Origin of the sequence: Phyllobacterium sp. YR531 (assembly GCF_000282595.1) — a bacterium.
In the GTDB taxonomy this organism is placed as follows: Bacteria; Pseudomonadota; Alphaproteobacteria; order Rhizobiales; family Rhizobiaceae; genus Phyllobacterium.
On the sequence record NZ_AKIZ01000016.1, the window covers coordinates 519,953 to 539,066 of the forward strand.

The following is a 19,114-nucleotide window of genomic DNA, read 5'->3' on the forward strand; positions in this document are numbered from 1 at the left end:
TCCTATTTGTATTCCATTGCTTCGACAGTAATCAGCCCACCCCAAACGTCAGATTCGTGGTCATTTCAAATGAAATATTAAGGTGTTTCGCTCCCCTATTGGCCGATTTTGCTCCCATTTTTCCCGTCAATGCCAGCATGAATTGCGTTTAAAACATGGCAAATTAGAGACAGTCCGCCACAATCGGGTATACTGAATTATGACAATCAGGCCGAACCGACTGTTTCAAAAAGAATGCTGTCGAGCGATTCCCGCGCAGTTGAACCTGACCAGACAACAAACTGAAAAGCCTGGAAATAGGTCTCACAGGCATCAAGGGCACTGGAGAGCAATACTTCAACCTGTTTGCTTGTAGGCTCTGCGCCTCCTGAAAGCAGCAATGACTGGCGATACATAACCGCCCCTTCCTGACGCCACAAATCAAAATGGCCCATAAGCAACTGCTCATTGACCAGCGAAAGGAGACGCATCACCTCATTGATGCGTGGCTCGCTAACCGCAATGTCGAAGGCGCAGGCAAGATGCAAAGCCTCAAAATCTTCCATCCAGGAAAAGGATATCTGGTAATCGGTCCAGCTACCCTCAACTGTAATGGCAATCTCATCTTCCCCGGTGCGCTCGAAGGCCCATTCGTTTGCATGGGCTACGTGCTCGATCACATCCACCGGATGCAAGTCACGCGCAATCTCTAGTTCCAGAAGGCTCATCGCCATTACCTGCTAAATCGAATCTCGTATAACGCTGCGGGAGTACAGCGCACCCAAACCAAGCACACCAAACGCTTGCTGCATGGCACATCGAAGCAGATGCACATTGAACGCAGCAACATTTTTTAAAACTCACCGGCGGGCAGAACACACCAACCGGGTTGCGGCCACGAACTTATGGACCGCTGCATGATCGTCGAAACGAATCATGCTGTAATTTCAGTGTATTGATGCTGAGTCACAGCGCCAGTCCCCTTTTGACCAATTGACGAGAATGGGTGTGGACAGAAGTTGTGAAAATGATTCACTTGGTCGCTTTAACTGACTCTAAGGAAACGATTTTCGGCGATTTCCACCTGTTGATAAATACTTAAGATTTATTTTGGGGATAGCGATCCGGAGCGGGAAAAAATGGGGCAGGCAGGCCAGCGAACGGACTCAAATGGATTAGAGAACAGAAAGGTTTCGTCATATAGCCGATACCAAACCATCCTAGCCTTAGAACTCCAAGCAGTTTTCCAAGACTTTAAAGCGATCAAAAAAGGAGAACCATCATGTCCGACGCAGCTGAACCGACTGTCAAAGCCATACAAAAAAATGATGATGGCAACTGGTACTACGTCATCACAACCGACGGCGTAGAAGGGCCTAAGGTAGGCCCCTATGATACAGAGGAAGAAGCGATTGCAGACGGCGAAGAAAGATTAGCCGAAGACGACATCGCCTAAGCGGCTTAACTTAGAAAAGGCTCAGGCCTTCTTCGCACGCGTTGAAGCAGGCTTGGCCGTTTCATCTTTTTTGCCGACCAGCGCCTCCAAAGCCTCAATACGGGCTTGGAGCGCTGTATTTTCAGCCCGCGCCCGGATTGCCATTTCGCGCACTGCCTCAAAATCCTCGCGTTGAACAACGTCCATTGTATTGAGCAAGCGCTCCGCCTGGCCGCGAAACGCAGTTTCAACCTCCCGGCGCACGCCTTGGGCAGCACCTGCAGCATCTGTCACGAGCTTTGCAAGTTCGTCGAGAACGCGATTTGATCCATTGGTCATGGCGAACACCTTTCTGGTTGCACCCTTCAAATAATCTTCGCTTGTACCGATTGCAAGCAAGTTGGCATGATCTGATCAAACCCAGTTATCTGGCATGGTGATGTGACAACTCAAATGGTCAAATAATTCCCGCCCCAGCGATGAATATTGATGGTGGCCACAACCATTTTCATGGATGGAAAAATGAGTCGATATTCATGCAGAAATATCCACAAAACATGTCGGGGAAGGAATTACCCCCTGCCGGCAGTATGAATATTTCCAACACTACACCTTAAAGCAATTGTATTATAACTTATTGAATTAATAGAATAATTTTCTATATTTTATCCATTGTTTAGTCGAGCAATCCGATTTAATTCACCTCATTACAAATTTGACTTTCTAACAAAACCTTTTGCAAACCGGGATATCTTCATGTCAGAAACACCTACGCATTTCACAGCGCTCGGCGATGTGGCCGCACGCCAATTGGCCAACGCCACCAAGACAGTTCCTCAGATGGTGGGCATCTCGCCGCGCTGGCTTGTCCATTGCCTCGAATGGTTGCCTGTCGAGGCAGGTATTCTCCGGGTCAACCGGGTCAAGAATGAAGAACGGGTAGCTGTTGGCTGCTCTGCCCGCGACGAACGGGAAATTCCCCAGACCTTCGTTGATTACGAAGAAAACCCACGCGAATATATGCTGTGTGCGGTCAACACCGTTGTCGATGTTCACACCCGCATTTCAGATCTCTATTCTTCCCCACACAGCCAGATCGGCGAGCAGTTGCGCTTGTCCATCGAGGTTATCAAGGAGCAGCAGGAAAGCCAGCTGATCACCAGCACCGAATATGGCCTGCTCAACAACATAGCCCCTTCACAGCGTATCCAGAGCGCGAATGGGCTACCCACGCCGGATGCGATGGACAGTCTGGTCGCCAAGGTATGGAAAGAGCCAGCGTTCTTTCTTGCTCACCCTGATACAATCGCCGCTTTCGGACGCGAATGCACCCGTCGCGGTGTACCGCCGGCAACCGTAACAATGGTTGGCTCTCCTTTCCTGACATGGCGTGGCATTCCGTTGGTCCCATCAAACAAGGTTCCGGTGGAAAATGGCAGATCGAGCATTTTGCTCTTGCGCGTCGGCCAATCCCGGCAAGGTGTCGTTGGCCTGTTTCAGCCAAATCTTCCTGGCGAGCAAAGCATGGGGCTTTCCGTTCGTTTCATGGGCATAAATGACAAAGCCATCGCCTCTTATCTCGTCTCGCTTTATTGCTCGCTGGCCATTCTCACAGACGATGCTGTGGCTGTGCTGGAGAACGTTGATATAACGAAGTTCCATAAATATGACTGAGGTACCTCCAAGCTTCACCACGCCGGAAATCCCTGCCGCTGCAGGCTTTCCGGATGTTTCGCTGCTTCAGCAGATGGCAAATGAACTCTTCCGGGCCATCCCCGGAGGAAACCTGCCGGGTAATGTGCCAGATGCCACAGCTAATACTGCTCCTGCCGTTGCTGGAGTGGGCATTGCACCGCCCTCGGGCAACGTTCCCCGCACCCCCTCACCGGCCATTCCGACAATAGCTACGAATGCACCATTTGCAGCTATTCCGGCTATGCCGGACCCCAACCAGCTTTCAATTGCAAATCAGCATGGTGCCCATCCCTCGACGCTCTATCTGACCGGCGTTGCTGGCAACCGTGCGCAATCAATACCGCAGCAGATTCCGGCTCTCGATCAAACTCTACCCAATGAAGCCGAGTTACAGGCACTTCTTGGCAAACAGCAGAAACCCGCATTTGCAGGTCAGGACACATTGGGAGCCAGCCCTTATTTTTTGAGATCTGAATATGTCCCTGCACAAGCCAAAGCACCTGCAATTGTAAATTCAATCCCTCATGGGCGCTTTGATGCCGATAAAGTCCGGCGGGACTTTCCGATTCTTTCCGAGCGCGTGAATGGAAAGCCGCTGATCTGGCTCGATAATGCCGCGACCACACACAAGCCAAGAGCGGTCATCGACCGGTTGAGCTATTTTTATGAACACGAAAACTCCAACATACATCGGGCAGCACACACCTTGGCTGGGCGCGCGACGGATGCCTATGAAGGTGCTCGCGAACAAGTTCGGCGTTTTATCAATGCCGGTTTAGTGGACGAGATTGTCTTCGTGCGAGGGACAACTGAAGCCATCAACCTACTCGCCGATAGCTGGGGCCGTGCCAACATAGGTTCTGGCGATGAAATCGTCATCACATGGCTTGAACACCATGCCAATATCGTCCCTTGGGTTCGTTTGGCAAAGGCCAATGGAGCGACGCTGCGTGTTGCGCCAGTCGATGATAATGGCGACATCATCATCGAGGAATATGCGAAACTCCTCGGGCCACGAACAAAGCTGGTATCTTTGACACAGGTATCCAACGCGCTGGGAACCGTGACACCTGCAGCGTTGATGGTTGCCATGGCGCACGCCGCCGGAGCAAAGGTGATCGTCGATGGCGCACAATCAGTCTCCCATATGCGTACGGATGTTCGCGCACTGGATGCGGACTGGTTCGTTTTTTCGGGTCACAAGGTATTTGGTCCCACAGGTATCGGCGTCCTGTATGGCAAGAAGCATATCCTTGAAGAAATGCCGCCTTACCAAAGCGGCGGCAACATGATCAGGGACGTGACCTTCGATGCCATCACCTACCAACCGGTGCCGTCACTGTTTGAAGCAGGTACGGGCAATATAGCTGATGCTGTCGGCCTTGGAGCAGCACTCGCCTATCTTGAAAAGCAGGGCATAGAGCACGTAACCGCTCATGAGCACGCCCTTATTGAAAACTGCGTGCATCAGCTGGCGACTGTTCCCGGTGTGCGGCTCATTGGCAAACCCCGTGAACGGGCAGGAGCCGTATCTTTTGTGCTTGATGGCCTGAAAACAGAGCAAGTCGGTAAGGCTTTGTCTGATGATGGCATTGCGGTCAGGTCCGGGCATCATTGCGCTCAACCGACATTGCGACGCTTTGGGGTGGAAACTTCCGTACGTCCGTCTTTCGCCCTCTACAACACACATGCCGATATCGATGCCCTGATCAAGTCATTGCGAAAAATAGGGTGAAAACCCCAACCGGACGAAACACGATCAAATATTTGCAGAAAGAGTTTCATCAATGCCAGCCAATAGTTTCAGCCTTCTATCTACCGAGCCATCATCTTCAGGTGTAGTGACTCTCATCTGGAATGAACTATGTGCTGAGGCCGTTGCTGCTGTTGAGATTGACTCGGCTGTGACAAGATCGATGAATTCGGCTGTGCTTTACCACGCCAGTTTTGCGCAGGCACTGGCTCATCGTATTGCGCTGAAACTCGCAAGCCCCGAGCTGGATCAGGATGAGCTACTGGCTCTGATTTGCCAGACGTTTCTGAACGAACCTGGAATTCTTGCAAAGGCGGCGGCCGATCTGGTTGCAGTCAAGGAACGTGACCCTTCCAATTCGGAAACCCTCACGCCCTTTCTTTACTTCAAAGGATTTTTGGCACTTCAGGGACAACGTATTGCGCATTGGATGTGGAATAATGGCCGCGTACATCTTGCCCGACATATCCAGAGTCGGATTTCGGAAGTATTCGGCGTCGATATTCACCCTGCGGCACAAATGGGCAAGGGTATTATGCTGGATCATGGCAGCGGCTTGGTCATTGGTGAAACCGCTGTCGTGGAAGACAATGTATCAATCCTGCAAAATGTAACATTGGGCGGCACAGGCAAGGAAACCGGCGACCGTCACCCTAAAATTCGGCAGGGAGCGCTGATCGGCGCGGGTGCAAAAATCCTCGGAAATATCGAGATCGGAATAGGCGCGAAAGTAGGTGCCGGCAGCGTGGTTGTAACACCGGTAGCAGACTACACATCGGTCGTAGGCGTTCCGGCTCGGCCAGTCGGCAGCACTCACGCCACCATGCCGGGCTTGACAATGGATCAAACATTGTACGAGCCGGAATATATTATCTGATCGGGCACGACGTTTAGCGGGCTGATGTTCGGACTTGCCCGCGCCAGCCAATATCACCACGCGTAAATGTTACCGCAGATGCGTCTTGACGCTCATCACGCCCTCGCGCATGGTCCCGCAAAATTGCGAGAAACGAGACGGAGTGCTTTGGTGAGCGAACTTCTGGTACCGACATTTGCTGCGATAGCTTTCCCCGAGATCGATCCGGTTATTTTTTCAATCGGACCTATTGCAGTACATTGGTATGGCCTTGGCTATGTCGTCGGCATTCTATTTGCTTGGTGGTACGCAAAAAAACTTATCAGCAAACCGCGGCTCTGGGCCAACAATACGCCGCCCATGAAACCCATCGACCTTGATGACTTCGTGCTGTGGGCAGCCCTTGGTGTCGTTCTGGGCGGACGCATCGGCTATATTCTGTTTTATGATTTCGCAAAATACATCGCGAATCCTTTGGATGTGTTCAAGGTATGGGAGGGCGGAATGTCCTTCCATGGCGGTCTGCTTGGTACAACGCTCGCGATGGTACTTTTTGCGCGGTCCCGTAAAATCAACATAGCGAGCATGCTCGATACGGTTGCAGCAGGGGTACCTGTGGGGCTTGGACTTGTCCGCGTTGCAAACTTTATCAACAGCGAGCTTTGGGGAAGACCCACAGATGTTGCCTGGGGAATGGTTTTCCCCACTGGCGGACCGGAAGTGCGCCACCCAAGCCAACTTTATGAAGCTGGGCTGGAAGGTATTGTGCTGTTCAGTGTACTGGCGCTGCTGATCTTTTATGGCCGCAAACTGAAAAACCCGTTTTTTATCAGCGGCACATTTGTAGCGCTTTATGGCGTGTCGCGTATCATAGTGGAGTTTTTCCGCGAGCCTGACGCTCAGCTCGGCTATCTATTTGGCGGCTGGTTGACCATGGGCATGGTGCTTTCGATACCCATGGTCCTCATCGGACTTGCATTCATCCTCAGTGCCCGCAATCCCGAGACAAAAACGCAACGATGAGCCTGAAACAGCGCATCCTTCGGCAGATTGCGACAACAGGTCCGATCAGCGTGGCCGACTATATGGCGCTATGTCTTTTTGACAGGGATGAAGGCTACTACACAACGCGCGAACCCTTTGGCAAAGATGGTGATTTCATCACTGCGCCGGAAGTAAGCCAGATGTTCGGCGAACTTGTCGGTGTGTGGTGTGTTGGAGCCTGGCAAGCGCTGGGATCGCCCAAGGATTTCGTACTTTGTGAGATGGGGCCCGGCCGTGGAACGCTCATGAGCGACCTTCTCCGCACGACAGCAAAGCTTTCGCCAGACTTCATCGCGACTGCGAAGGTGACGATGGTCGAAATCAGCGATCGCCTGACCCGGATTCAACAGGAAACGCTGGCAAGCTGCTCGATTGACATCAAATGGTGCAAGGACATTTCTGAAGTCCCTGAAGGACCAATCATCCTGGTGGCCAACGAACTTTTCGATGCCATACCCTCACGACAATATGTGAAGTACCAAGGCCGCTTTTCAGAGCGTTTAATCTCTGCCGACCCTGAGGGAAATCTGCTCTTTGCTGCCGGGTCCGGGTCCATTGACGACAAATTGCTGCCTGAGGGCAGCAGCAACGCACCTGAAGGCAGCATTTTCGAGATCGCGCCTGCACGCAATGCGCTCATGCATCATATCGCTGAAAATATTTGCCAGCAACGTGGTGCGGCACTGCTCTTTGACTACGGCCACTTGCAGCAAGGATATGGCGATACACTGCAAGCACTAAGCCAGCACGCACCTGTTGATGCCCTCAGCATTCCCGGTGCGGCGGATCTGACGACTCATGTCGACTTTTACAGCCTTGCGCAAACCGCCCGCTCTGAAGGTTGCAAGACCAGTGCAATGACCCAAGGCGATTTTCTTCTTGCCATGGGATTGCTTGATCGCGCCGGTTCCTTGGGACACGGCAAGACCGCAGAATTTCAGGGACATATCCATTCAGACGTAGAACGCCTGGCGGGACCTGACCAAATGGGAACATTATTCAAGGTACTATGCGTAACAGACGCTGCCACCCATGCATTTCCATTTCAGACAAAATGAAACTGCAGATTGACTTCGTCCGAGAGCTAAACCACCATCCGCAGCCTTTGGGAGAAAGCATTCCGGCATGAACATGTACGACAAACCAGCACCACTGCATTCTTCCCTGCTGGGCTCTCCTGCGCAAAACCGAATCGACCACGGATTCTTCACCCGAAAAGGTGGTGTCTCGGATGGCATTTATCGTGGCCTGAACGTCGGTAGTGGCTCCCACGACAATCAGGACCATGTTACCGAAAACCGGCGTCGGGTTGCCGAGGCTTTAGGCGCCCCTCTATCGCATCTTGTCACGGTCCATCAGGTCCACTCGCCCGATGTTGTAACCATTACGGCCCCCTTCACCGGCGATAGACCAAAGGCCGACGCCATGGTGACAGCCACGCCCGGGATTGTGATCGGAGCCCTGTCTGCCGATTGCGGCCCTATTCTATTCGCTGATCCGGAAGCCGGTGTTATCGGCGCAGCGCATGCCGGATGGCGAGGTGCCATTGGCGGGGTGCTGGAAAATACGGTAGATGCCATGATTGCTCTTGGTGCGAAGCGTGATCGTATTCAGGCAGTTCTTGGACCAACAATAGGTCCTGATAACTATGAAGTAGGCCGTGAATTTTACGAACAGTTCATTGGAACAGATTCTTCATTCAGCAAATTTTTCCGCGAATCCGCCAACCAGAACCACAAGATGTTCGATCTTTGGGCATTTATTACTGCGCAGCTTCAACGCACAGGCGTGAACGCGTCCTTGCTTGAACTGTGCACTTATGCCGATGAGGATCAATTCTTTTCCTATCGCCGCACCACCCACCGCAATGAACCAGACTATGGCCGCCAAATTTCGGCTATCACAATTACGGAGTAGCATCATGGGCCTTCACTTCGAACCGGAAGAATTCACTGCACGCCGCGATCGTTTGATGATGGTCATGGCAGAGCAGAAGCTTGATGCGATCCTGCTGTTTGCACAGGAAAGCATGTATTGGCTTACCGGCTACGACACGTTTGGCTTTTGCTTTTTCCAATGCCTTGTCGTCAAAGCAGACGGCAGCAATGTGCTGATGACCCGCTCCGCTGATTTGAGACAGGCACGGCAAACCTCCAATATCGAGAATATCATTGTCTGGGCAGACCGCGACAACGCCAATCCGGCTGCAGATCTGCGTGAACTCCTGAACGATCTCGATCTTCTCGGCCGCCGCATCGGCATTGAATACCAAACCCATGGCCTGACGGCCGCCAATGGACGCAAGCTTGATGAACAGCTTGCCGCTTTCGGGCAGTTGGTCGATGCATCGGGTCTTGTTGACAAGCTGCGCGTTCTCAAGAGCCCTGCAGAAATCGTCTATAGTCGCAAAGCTGCTGAATTGGGTGATGAAGCTTTGGTGGCTGCCTTGAAACTTATCAAAGCGGGCGCTGATGAAGGTGCAATTCTTGCGGCAATGCAGGGAGCAATCTTTGCTGGCGGTGGTGATTATCCGGCCAACGAGTTCATAATCGGTTCCGGCGAAGATGCCCTGCTCTGCCGTTACAAGGCAGGTCGACGCAAGCTGACCAAAAACGACCAGCTGACGCTGGAATGGTCTGGCGTCTATCGCCATTATCACGCCCCGATGATGCGCACAGTTCTGACTGGCAAAATATCCAAACGCCATCAGGAGCTTTATGATGCATCGCTGGAAGCATTGCAGGCTGTAGAAGCCGCCATGACGCCGGATTCAACATTTGGCGATGTCTTCGATGCACATGCCAAAGTGATGGAAGATCACGAACTGACGCGCCACCGCCTCAATGCATGCGGTTATTCCGTGGGCGCACGGTTTACGCCTTCCTGGATGGATATGCCCATGTTCTATTCGGGTAACCCTGAGCGTATCCAGCCGGATATGACATTGTTCGCACACATGATCATCATGGATTCGGACAGCAATACCGCCATGACGCTTGGCCAGACATACCTGACTACCAATGGAAAAGCGGAAACGCTTTCACGCCAACCTCTTGACTTGATCGTAAAATAAAACTTTTGTCAGCTTTGCTTATCAAGCCGCTTTTCGCGGTTCATAACGGGGTTTGAGTGAAGATGAAGTTGCGTAACGCACTGACCTGCACCGTCACCGCTTTCGCGATGATAGCTCTTAGCGCATGTAACAGTTCCGAGAACACTCTTGGCGTTACAAAATCCGACCTGCCGCCCGCGCAGAATGGCACGAACACAGCGACTGGAACTGATCCGGCAGCAGTTCCGGTTCCGGGTGCCACACCTGCTCCAGGTACGGCGCCAGCCGCAACGGCAACGGGAACTGCAACAACACCAGCCGCCCCGGGTGCCACCCAGACTGCAAAATTGCGTTTTGCTCCCATTGTTGGTGCACCGATCGCAGCAGCCACACCGCTATCACAACGCCTCTCTGCTCTTGCCAAGCAAAAGGGCATCGTTCTGGGCACTGCCGGTGATACGGACAATACTCACATCATGAAGGGTTATTTCTCCGCACTTCCCGACGGCAACCAGACGACAATCATTTATGTCTGGGATGTCCTTGATCCTGCCGGCACCCGCCTTCACCGTATACAAGGTCAGGAAAAAGTACCGGGTGGCGCAACCGACCCATGGAGTACGGTACCCGCTGCAACGATGGAAGGCATCGCTGACAAGGCAATCAACGGCTATCTATCGTGGGTTTCGGGCTCCAAGACGTGACATATTTACACGTTTGAGGGCTTAACCTCATCCAATTGTGCATGAATCGCCTCTGCCTGCTTGCAATGTGCGTCAGTCACAGTAAAAGGCCCGCCATATCCTTAATTTGGCTGACGCTTCCGAATAACGTCGAGGAAATACGGCATGAAACTCTTCGCGGGCAATTCAAATCGCGTTCTCGCTGAATCTGTAGCCAAATATCTCAACATCCCGCTCGGCAAGGCTAGCGTACGGCGTTTCGCGGATGAAGAGATTTTTGTCGAGATTCAAGAAAATGTCCGCGGCGAAGATGTCTTCGTCATGCAGTCGACATCCTACCCGGCAAATGATCATCTGATGGAACTGCTCATCATGATCGACGCATTCCGCCGTTCATCTGCAAAACGTATCACGGCGGTTCTGCCCTATTTCGGCTACGCTCGCCAAGATCGTAAACCCGGTCCACGCACGCCGATCTCCGCAAAGCTTGTTGCCAACCTGATCACTGAAGCCGGTGCGAACCGCGTCCTGACACTTGATCTTCATGCAGGCCAGATTCAGGGCTTTTTCGATATACCAACGGACAATCTTTATGCCGTGCCGGTTATTGCACGCGATGTGCGCTCTCATTACGGCACTTCAAACGTCATGGTCGTTTCTCCCGACGTCGGCGGCGTCGTTCGTGCCCGCTCGCTGGCAAAACGCATCGATGCGCAGCTTGCCATCGTCGACAAACGTCGCGATCGTCCGGGCGAGTCAGAAGTGATGAATGTCATTGGTGATGTCAGCGGCAAGGACTGCCTGTTGTTTGACGATATCGTCGATTCCGGCGGCACGCTCTGTAATGCTGCTGAAGCGCTTCTGGCGAAAGGCGCGACAAGTGTTACCGCCTACATCACGCATGGTGTTCTGTCAGGTGGCGCAGTTGCCCGCATTACCGGCTCCAAGCTGAAGGAATTGGTTATCACCGATTCCATCCAGCCAACGCCTGCGGTAAATGCGGCACACAATATCCGCGTATTGCCTATTTCCGACCTGATCGGCGAGGCTATTGCGCGCACCGCATCGGAAGAGTCAGTTTCCAGCCTGTTTGACTGAGCTTCCAGCTCCCATAACTTGCGCTGCAGCAATCTTTCCGTTATAGAGCCGCCATCCGCGTAGACACCCTTGGAGGCAACGCGGAATGGGGCGGTCAATCATCTGCCAATGGGGCAACCCGTTCAGATGAGCTTGGGACCGCTTCATGTTTTTGAATCGTCAGTCATGACGTTGCATGAACACTCCAGATTTGAACCTCGAAAGGAAATGCCATGAGCGAAGCATACGAGCTCAAGGCCGAGGCGCGCGAACGGGTCGGTAAGGGGTCCGCCCGAGAAATTCGCCGCAACGGTAAAGTGCCAGCAGTCATCTATGGTGACAAAAAGGCGCCAATCTCGATTACCCTAGACTATAAGACGCTGTACTATAAAATCCACGGCGGCGGTTTCAAGACGACTATTGCCAACATCATTCTTGATGGCAAGTCGATCCAGGTCCTGCCAAAGGATTACCAGCTTGATCCAGTTAGCGACAAGCCAGTGCATGTCGACTTCCTACGCGTATCGGCCAAGTCGGTCGTGAACGTGCATGTACCGATTCACTTCCTCAATGAAGAGCTTTCGCCCGGCATCAAGCGCGGCGGAGTTCTCAATATCGTTCGTCACGACGTTGAGCTTCATGCTCCAGCCAATGCCATTCCGGAAGCGATCGAAATCGATCTGACCGGCAAGGTTATCGGCGACTCGATCCACATTTCCGCAGTTACCCTGCCAAAGGGCGTAACGTCGGTTATTCAGGATCGTGACTTCACCATTGCTACCATTGCTGCTCCTGCCGTTCTCGCTGATGAAGACGAGACAACAGAAGTTGCAGTTGAAAGCACTGAAGCAGAAGAAAAAGAAGGCGAATAATCGCCTTTACGGGGAGTTGGTCGCGTGCTGCTTATTGCAGGTCTTGGCAATCCCGGCTCCCAATATGCCTCCAACAGGCATAATATCGGTTTTATGGCGGCGGATGAAATACACCGCCGCCATAACTTTTCACCTTGGACCAAAAAGTTTCAGGCCCTCATATCCGACGGGCTGATTGGTGGTGAAAAAGTCCTCCTGATAAAACCCCAGACCTTCATGAATCTCTCTGGCCAATCGGTTGGAGAAGCCATGCGCTTTCACAAGATTGCTCTTGGCGATCTCGCCGTCATCTACGATGAGCTGGACCTTGCTTCGGGCAAGGTACGTGTGAAGACCGGTGGTGGATCAGGCGGACATAATGGCATAAAATCGATCGACGCCCATGTCGGCAAGGATTACCGCCGTATTCGCATCGGCATTGATCATCCGGGCATCAAGGAACTGGTCACGCATCATGTGCTTGGCAATTTTGCCAAATCGGATGCCGAATGGCTTGAACCCGTGCTTGATGCCATAGCCGCAAATGCCGACTACATCGTCAAAAAGGACGATGCTGGCTTCATGAACCGTGTAGCTTTGGCAACCGGTGGGCGGGCAGAAAAAGCTCCGGCTGAAAAGCCTGTTGCAAAACCGGCCGGGCAAAGCCATATCCGGCAGGCGCGGACTCAAAAGCCTGCAGTTAACATTCCAAAATCCGGCCCCATGGCCGATATGCTGAACAAGCTGTTTGGCAAAAAAGAATAAGGATCGCACATTATGGGTTTCAAATGCGGCATTGTTGGCCTGCCGAATGTTGGCAAATCAACGCTTTTCAACGCACTGACAAAGACCGCTGCTGCCCAGGCTGCGAACTATCCCTTCTGCACAATTGAACCAAATACAGGTGAGGTTGCTGTTCCGGACCCTCGCCTGCAGGCCATTGCCAAGATTGGCAAATCCGCCAATATCGTGCCGACACGTATCAGCTTTGTGGATATTGCGGGTCTGGTACGCGGCGCATCGAAAGGTGAAGGTCTCGGCAATCAGTTCCTTGCCAACATCCGCGAAGTCGATGCAGTTGTGCACGTGCTTCGCTGTTTCGAAGACGATGATATTACCCATGTTGAAGGGCGTATTGATCCTGCCTCTGACGCCGAGACCGTGGAAACGGAACTGATGCTGTCGGATCTTGAAAGTCTTGAGCGCCGCATTGTGCAATTCCGCAAGCGTGCAAGCAGCAAGGATAAGGAAGCGCTGACCCTCCTGCCTGTCATGGAAGAAGCCCTCGCGCTGCTGCAGGACGGCAAGCCTGTGCGTTTCATGCTCAATGGCATTTCCGCTGAAGAACTCGAAATATTGCAAGGCTTGAATCTTCTGACTTCCAAACCTGTGCTCTATGTTTGCAACGTTGCTGAGGACGACGCGGCAACAGGCAATGAGCATACGGAAGCTGTCGAAGAAATGGCCACCGCACAGGGCGCGGAAACTGTGATCATCTCGGCTGCCATTGAGGCAGAGGTAGCTCAGCTGCCCGAGGAAGAGGCCAAAGAATATCTGGACGCCATGAATCTTGATGAGCCGGGACTGGATCGCCTTATCCGGGCCGGATACAAGCTTTTGCATCTCATTACCTATTTCACGGTCGGACCGAAGGAAGCGCGTGCGTGGACCGTTGAGCGTGGTTCAAAAGCTCCGCAAGCTGCGGGTGTTATCCACACGGATTTCGAACGCGGCTTTATTCGCGCGCAGACCATCGCCTATAATGATTATGTCACGCTTGGCGGCGAAGTTGCTGCCAAGGAAGCAGGCAAAGCCCGCGACGAAGGCAAGGAATATATCGTACAGGACGGCGATATCATGCTGTTCCGCTTCAACACATAAGAGGCAGTAATGAGCGAACCCCGCTACGCTTTCGAGGATCTTGCGGTTGGCAGCGAATGGTCACTGGGTTCGAAAAAGGTCGAGGCCAGCGAAATCATTGATTTTGCCAGCCAGTTCGATCCACAGCCTTTTCATCTGGATGAAGCGGCAGGTAAAGCCAGTATTCTCGGCGGACTGGCTGCCTCAGGCTGGCACACTGTTTCGATGTTCATGCGCATGATGTGTGATGCCTATTTGCTCGACTCTACTTCGCAAGGAGCACCAGGGATCGATTATGCCCGGTGGCGTGCTCCCGTGCTTGCTGGCGATACGCTGACGGGCAAAACAACTGTGATCGAAAGCCGCGTATCCAAATCCAAACCATCGCTTGGATTTGTGGTTCTACGCCATGAGATTTTCAATCAGGACGGCGTGCTGGTTTGTGATCTGCAAAATACCGGCATGTTCTCCTTGCGGGAGCCGGCGGCATGAAGAGCAATGATATTGAAGCGCACATCGGCGTCGAGATTGAACTTGGCAGCCATACGTTCAGCGCTGATGAAATTATTACTTTCGCCAAGAAGTATGACCCGCAGCGCTTCCACGTTGATCCCGAAGCTGCAAAGCAAAGCAATTTCGGCGCACTCTGCGCCTCCGGTTGGCATACCACCGCGATCTGGATGCGGCTCAATGTGGAAAGCATGAAAGTCGTTATCAAAGACGCGATGAAGCGCGGAGAACACCCCCCGCAGTTCGGCCCCTCACCCGGTTTCGAAAACCTCAAATGGCTGAAACCTGTCTATGCCGGAGATACAATCCGCTTCACACGGACAGTGAATAGTATCCGAACACTCCAATCTCGTCCGGGCTGGTCAATGATGCAAATGTCTTCTGCCGCGTACAATCAGAATGGCGATCGCGTCATGGAATTTGATAGCGCTGCGCTAATTGCGCTGCCCAATTAACCTTGCAACTATAACGAGTTCGACTGTCATCATTTCGCCTGAAATGCTGTGCGATTTACGGCGCTTGTCAGGTGATGTGAGTGTGTACGTTGACGTGCAGTGGGGGAACTTTGAATACAACAAGCCGGTTTCTTTTCTTAAGCGTACTTGCGACAGCGTTTCTGCTGGTCACATATACCATCTCGAGTGTCCAAGCTGCTGAGGGGCAACCCTATGTCCTCGAAGGGACACAAGTATGGCCGGTTCCAGATCAAATTTCTGGACGCGAATATGAAGTGTTTGTAAGCCTCCCGCCAAAATATAATGAGCAAGCCAAACGGCGTTATCCTGTCCTTTATATCACCGATGCCGATTACGGTTTCCCGCTGATCCGCAGTATCACAAAACGTATCAATCTCGATGGGCCTGTTACTGGCGACTTCATTCTCGTCGGTCTGTCATACGCCAAAGGCGATGACGGTATGACCAGTCGGCGACGGGACTACACGCCTGCACCGCGTAATGAAGCAAATGCAGCGGCCGCACTTTCCGGTGGCGGTCCTGCATACCAAAAATACCTGCGGAATGCTGTCCTGCCATTTGTCGATGGCAAGTTTCGCACCGACCCATCCCAGAGACTTTTCATGGGGCATTCGTACGGAGCACTGCTTGGAACACAAATCCTGCTCAGCGAGCCCAGCTTGTTCAACAGTTATATTCTGGGTAGCCCGTCATACTGGTATGACGATCACATCATGTTCGATCTTGAAAAAGAATATGCAAAATCCAACAGAGACCTATCAGCGAACGTCTTCATGTATATGGGTGGTTACGAGACTTTAAAGTCGGGAGATGCCCGTTACAACCGCTCAAAAGATATGGTCAAAGACATGGCGGCTTTCGAAGAGCGGCTTAAATCACGCAATTATCCAAACCTGCATGTACAGTCAGTCACTCTTCCGAATGAAAATCATCTCACAGTATTCCCGGCAGGTTTTACCAAAGGGATTATCGAGATGCTTCCAGCCAAGCGTTGAGTGCTCAGTGTCCCTCAAAATCGATAAGTGTTCGCACTTTCACGCCGAGGGCTTCGAGTTTCCTGCGGCCGCCAAGCTCCGGCAAATCTATGACAAAGCAGGCGGCAACGATATCCGCGCCCAGTTGCTGCAATAGTTTGACGGCTGCTTCAGCCGTGCCGCCGGTCGCTATCAGATCATCCACTAGCAAGACTTTTTCGCCGGGCGTAATAGCATCGCGATGCATTTCCATTTCGTCGAGACCATACTCAAGGCTGTAGGCAATACGCACAGTGTCATGCGGCAGCTTGCCCTTCTTTCGTATGGGCACAAAGCCTGCAGACAGTTGATGCGCCATCGCACCGCCAATTATGAAGCCTCGCGCCTCAATGCCTGCCACCTTGTCGACTTTGCCACCAGCATAGGGATGCACCAGCTCATCAACTGCACGGCGGAAAGCCCGAGCGTTACCAAGTAGTGTGGTGATATCGCGAAACATCACGCCTGGCTTGGGGTAATCGGGAATATTGCGAATGGCATCCACCAGCGTTTGCTTCAAGGTTGAATCCATTTTTCATAATTCCTTCGTTTCTTTAGCCATTATCAGGCAATCTAGGCGTCTCTTGCCAAAAGAAAAGGGCGCAATGCGCCCCATTCAAAATCAATGTTTTCGCCACTCAATGTGGAACGTCAGACCAGATCCTGCGCTTGGCCAGATAGACCAGACCTGCAAACAGAATGAGGAAGATCATGACGCGGAACCCTGTCTTCTTGCGCTCTTCCAGATGTGGCTCTGCGGCCCACATGAGAAATGCAGAGATATCCTGCGAATATTGCGACAGAGTGGCAGGCGACCCATCATCATATGTGACCTGACCGTCCTGCAGTGGCTGCGCCATTGCAAGCGACTTGGCCGCGATGAAATTCGGATTGTAGTGCGTCCCTTCCGGAATCTGCATTCCTTCTGGTGGCGTCTGGCCATACCCGGTCAGCAATGCATGGATATAATCCGGTCCGCCTTCCTGATACTGAATCCACGGAGCGAGATCGTACAGGAATTGCGGGAAGCCGCGCTCTACCGAGCGTGCCTTGGCAATCAAGGAAAAGTCCGGTGGGGCAGCGCCGCCATTGGCGGCAGCAGCTGCCTGCACATTCGGGAATGGTGATGGGAAATGATCCGCTGGAATAGCTTTACGGTTGACGATCTCGCCATCAGCATTCGGAGCATCCGGCACTTCATACTCGGCAGCAAAAGCCTTTACCTGAGCTTCACTGTAGCCCAGTTCTTCGAGAGAACGGAAAGGCACCAGATTCATCGAGTGACAAGCTGAGCATACTTCCTTGTAGATTTTCAATCCGCGCTGAAGCTGTTGCTTGTCGTAGTAGCCGAATGGACCAGCGAAGGTCCAGTCCATCTGCTCCGGGTGCTTGATCGGGAAGTGTGTTGGCTCTGCGGCGTGGTTGGCTTCTTCAGCAGCGGAAGCGCCACTGAAAGCCAGCACGGTACCAAGACCGGCAACTGCAAGACCGAGGAGGATTTTTTTCATTGTCGATTCCTTCACGATTCTCAGCCCTTTGTCTCAGGAGCGGCAGTTACACCGGCAGGCGTACCACCACTCTTGGTTTTGGCAAGCACGGCTTCTGTAATCGAATTCGGCAAGCGGCGCGGCGTTTCAATCAAACCAAGCAAAGGCATGATGATGATGAAGAAGCCGAAATAGTATGCCGTTCCGATCTGCGAGAAAACGGTATAGAGGCCTTCAGCCGGGCGTGAACCAAGCCAACCGAGAATGATCGCATCAATGACGAACAGCCAGAAGAACAACTTGTACCAAGGACGGTAAACAGCCGAACGAACCTTCGACGTATCAAGCCACGGGACCAGGAACAGGATCGCAATCGAACCGAACATGGTCAACACGCCACCGAGCTTGGAATCGATTGGCCCGATGTTGAAGGTGATGGCGCGCAGCATCGCGTAGAACGGCAGGAAGTACCATTCAGGAACAATGTGTGCCGGTGTCTTCAAGGAATCTGCCGGAATGTAGTTGTCAGGATGGCCAAGATAGTTCGGCATGTAGAAGACAAAATAGGCAAAGAGGATAAAGAAGATACAAAGACCGAATGCGTCCTTGACGGTTGCATAGGGTGTAAAGGCAACCGTGTCAGTCTTCGACTTTACTTCAATACCAGTTGGATTGGTCTGTCCCGTTACGTGAAGCGCCCACACATGCAAAACAACAACGCCAGCAATCATGAATGGCAGCAGGTAATGAAGCGAGAAGAAGCGATTAAGCGTGGGGTTATCGACAGCGAAGCCACCGAGCAAAAGCTCCTGAATCGGCGTACCGATAACGGGAAATGCCGTAAAGAAGCCCGTGATAACGGTTGCACCCCAGAAAGACATCTGTCCCCAAGGCAGAACGTAGCCCATGAATGCGGTAGCCATCATCAAAAGCAGGATGATTACGCCGAGTATCCACAAAAGCTCGCGCGGGGCCTTGTATGAGCCGTAATAGAGACCGCGGAAAATGTGGATGAAAACCGCAAGAAAGAACATTGATGCGCCATTGGAGTGCAGATAGCGCAGCAGCCAGCCGGAGTTGACATCGCGCATGATCTTTTCAACGGAATTGAACGCGATGCCTGTATCTGCGGCATAGTGCATGGCCAGCACGACGCCTGTGATGATCTGCGAAACCAGCATGATGGCCAGAATGCCACCAAAAGCATAAGCGTAGTTCAGATTGCGTGGAACCGGATAAGCAACAAAGCTATCATAAAGGAGACGCGGCAACGGAAGTCGCGCGTCAAACCATTTTTCGATACCGGTGCTGGGCGTATAGGATGAATGTCCACCGCTCATGTC

At 52.5% G+C, this 19,114-nt stretch carries 21 protein-coding genes; 16 read left to right on the forward strand and 5 right to left on the reverse strand.

Annotated elements, in window-relative coordinates; all coding sequences use genetic code 11:
• Positions 1 to 206: 206 nt before the first annotated feature.
• Positions 207 to 707, reverse strand: coding sequence for a YbjN domain-containing protein (locus PMI41_RS09795; RefSeq protein ID WP_008124252.1), 501 nt, complete (start codon positions 705 to 707; stop codon positions 207 to 209).
• Positions 708 to 1,261: 554 nt separating this feature from the next.
• Between PMI41_RS09795 and PMI41_RS25025 the strand changes: the two genes are divergently transcribed.
• Entirely contained in the window at positions 1,262 to 1,435 is a 174-nt protein-coding gene (locus PMI41_RS25025) for a hypothetical protein (protein ID WP_008124254.1), read from the forward strand.
• A gap of 21 nt (positions 1,436 to 1,456) precedes the next feature.
• Here the strand turns inward: PMI41_RS25025 and PMI41_RS09800 are convergent, their stop codons facing one another.
• Entirely contained in the window at positions 1,457 to 1,753 is a 297-nt protein-coding gene (locus PMI41_RS09800) for an accessory factor UbiK family protein (protein WP_008124257.1), read from the reverse strand.
• A 417-nt stretch (positions 1,754 to 2,170) separates the two neighbouring features.
• Here PMI41_RS09800 and PMI41_RS09805 point away from each other — a divergent pair, with 417 nt between their 5' ends.
• The 15 genes from PMI41_RS09805 to PMI41_RS09875 all read left to right on the forward strand — a co-directional run bounded on the left by PMI41_RS09805 (position 2,171) and on the right by PMI41_RS09875 (position 16,266).
• A complete protein-coding gene (locus PMI41_RS09805) occupies positions 2,171 to 3,088 on the forward strand; it encodes a family 2A encapsulin nanocompartment shell protein (protein WP_008124260.1) in 918 nt (305 codons plus the stop codon).
• Positions 3,081 to 4,844, forward strand: a complete 1,764-nt coding sequence (locus tag PMI41_RS09810) for a family 2A encapsulin nanocompartment cargo protein cysteine desulfurase (protein ID WP_008124262.1) — start codon at positions 3,081 to 3,083, stop codon at positions 4,842 to 4,844. Before PMI41_RS09805 ends, PMI41_RS09810 begins: the two co-directional genes overlap by 8 nt.
• Positions 4,845 to 4,896: 52 nt before the next feature.
• A complete protein-coding gene (cysE, locus tag PMI41_RS09815; protein WP_008124265.1) occupies positions 4,897 to 5,739 on the forward strand; it encodes a serine O-acetyltransferase in 843 nt (280 codons plus the stop codon).
• 150 nt (positions 5,740 to 5,889) lie between these two features.
• Complete coding sequence (gene lgt / locus PMI41_RS09820) at positions 5,890 to 6,741, forward strand: prolipoprotein diacylglyceryl transferase (protein WP_008124267.1); 852 nt, start codon at positions 5,890 to 5,892, stop codon at positions 6,739 to 6,741.
• Positions 6,738 to 7,820 (forward strand): class I SAM-dependent methyltransferase, encoded by a 1,083-nt coding sequence (locus tag PMI41_RS09825; RefSeq protein ID WP_008124270.1) that lies wholly within the window; start codon positions 6,738 to 6,740, stop codon positions 7,818 to 7,820. Before lgt ends, PMI41_RS09825 begins: the two co-directional genes overlap by 4 nt.
• Positions 7,821 to 7,893: 73 nt before the next feature.
• Positions 7,894 to 8,679 (forward strand): peptidoglycan editing factor PgeF, encoded by a 786-nt coding sequence (pgeF, locus tag PMI41_RS09830; RefSeq protein ID WP_040854214.1) that lies wholly within the window; start codon positions 7,894 to 7,896, stop codon positions 8,677 to 8,679.
• A 4-nt stretch (positions 8,680 to 8,683) separates the two neighbouring features.
• Positions 8,684 to 9,835 carry a Xaa-Pro peptidase family protein gene (locus PMI41_RS09835; protein ID WP_008124274.1) on the forward strand — a complete coding sequence of 384 codons (1,152 nt, stop codon included), beginning with the start codon at positions 8,684 to 8,686 and terminating at the stop codon, positions 9,833 to 9,835.
• Positions 9,836 to 9,897: 62 nt separating this feature from the next.
• Positions 9,898 to 10,518, forward strand: a complete 621-nt coding sequence (locus tag PMI41_RS09840; protein WP_008124276.1) for a hypothetical protein — start codon at positions 9,898 to 9,900, stop codon at positions 10,516 to 10,518.
• Positions 10,519 to 10,662: 144 nt separating this feature from the next.
• Positions 10,663 to 11,595, forward strand: a complete 933-nt coding sequence (locus PMI41_RS09845; protein WP_008124277.1) for a ribose-phosphate pyrophosphokinase — start codon at positions 10,663 to 10,665, stop codon at positions 11,593 to 11,595.
• A gap of 212 nt (positions 11,596 to 11,807) precedes the next feature.
• Positions 11,808 to 12,446 carry a 50S ribosomal protein L25/general stress protein Ctc gene (locus PMI41_RS09850; protein ID WP_008124279.1) on the forward strand — a complete coding sequence of 213 codons (639 nt, stop codon included), beginning with the start codon at positions 11,808 to 11,810 and terminating at the stop codon, positions 12,444 to 12,446.
• 24 nt (positions 12,447 to 12,470) lie between these two features.
• Positions 12,471 to 13,190: an aminoacyl-tRNA hydrolase gene (gene pth / locus PMI41_RS09855; protein ID WP_008124281.1), complete on the forward strand. Its 720-nt coding sequence runs from the start codon at positions 12,471 to 12,473 to the stop codon at positions 13,188 to 13,190.
• Positions 13,191 to 13,202: 12 nt separating this feature from the next.
• A complete protein-coding gene (gene ychF / locus PMI41_RS09860; RefSeq protein WP_008124283.1) occupies positions 13,203 to 14,306 on the forward strand; it encodes a redox-regulated ATPase YchF in 1,104 nt (367 codons plus the stop codon).
• A 9-nt stretch (positions 14,307 to 14,315) separates the two neighbouring features.
• Positions 14,316 to 14,777, forward strand: coding sequence for a MaoC family dehydratase (locus PMI41_RS09865; protein ID WP_008124285.1), 462 nt, complete (start codon positions 14,316 to 14,318; stop codon positions 14,775 to 14,777).
• Positions 14,774 to 15,250 carry a MaoC family dehydratase gene (locus PMI41_RS09870; protein WP_008124290.1) on the forward strand — a complete coding sequence of 159 codons (477 nt, stop codon included), beginning with the start codon at positions 14,774 to 14,776 and terminating at the stop codon, positions 15,248 to 15,250. The genes PMI41_RS09865 and PMI41_RS09870 overlap by 4 nt, the downstream gene beginning before the upstream one ends.
• An 80-nt stretch (positions 15,251 to 15,330) precedes the next feature.
• Positions 15,331 to 16,266, forward strand: a complete 936-nt coding sequence (locus PMI41_RS09875; RefSeq protein WP_008124293.1) for an alpha/beta hydrolase-fold protein — start codon at positions 15,331 to 15,333, stop codon at positions 16,264 to 16,266.
• Positions 16,267 to 16,270: 4 nt separating this feature from the next.
• Here the strand turns inward: PMI41_RS09875 and PMI41_RS09880 are convergent, their stop codons facing one another.
• The 3 genes from PMI41_RS09880 to PMI41_RS09890 all read right to left on the reverse strand — a co-directional run bounded on the left by PMI41_RS09880 (position 16,271) and on the right by PMI41_RS09890 (position 19,111).
• Positions 16,271 to 16,816: an adenine phosphoribosyltransferase gene (locus PMI41_RS09880; RefSeq protein WP_008124294.1), complete on the reverse strand. Its 546-nt coding sequence runs from the start codon at positions 16,814 to 16,816 to the stop codon at positions 16,271 to 16,273.
• Positions 16,817 to 16,922: 106 nt separating this feature from the next.
• Positions 16,923 to 17,792 carry a cytochrome c1 gene (locus tag PMI41_RS09885; protein ID WP_008124296.1) on the reverse strand — a complete coding sequence of 290 codons (870 nt, stop codon included), beginning with the start codon at positions 17,790 to 17,792 and terminating at the stop codon, positions 16,923 to 16,925.
• Between the two features lie 20 nt (positions 17,793 to 17,812).
• Positions 17,813 to 19,111 (reverse strand): cytochrome b N-terminal domain-containing protein, encoded by a 1,299-nt coding sequence (locus PMI41_RS09890; RefSeq protein WP_008124298.1) that lies wholly within the window; start codon positions 19,109 to 19,111, stop codon positions 17,813 to 17,815.
• Positions 19,112 to 19,114: the final 3 nt, after the last annotated feature.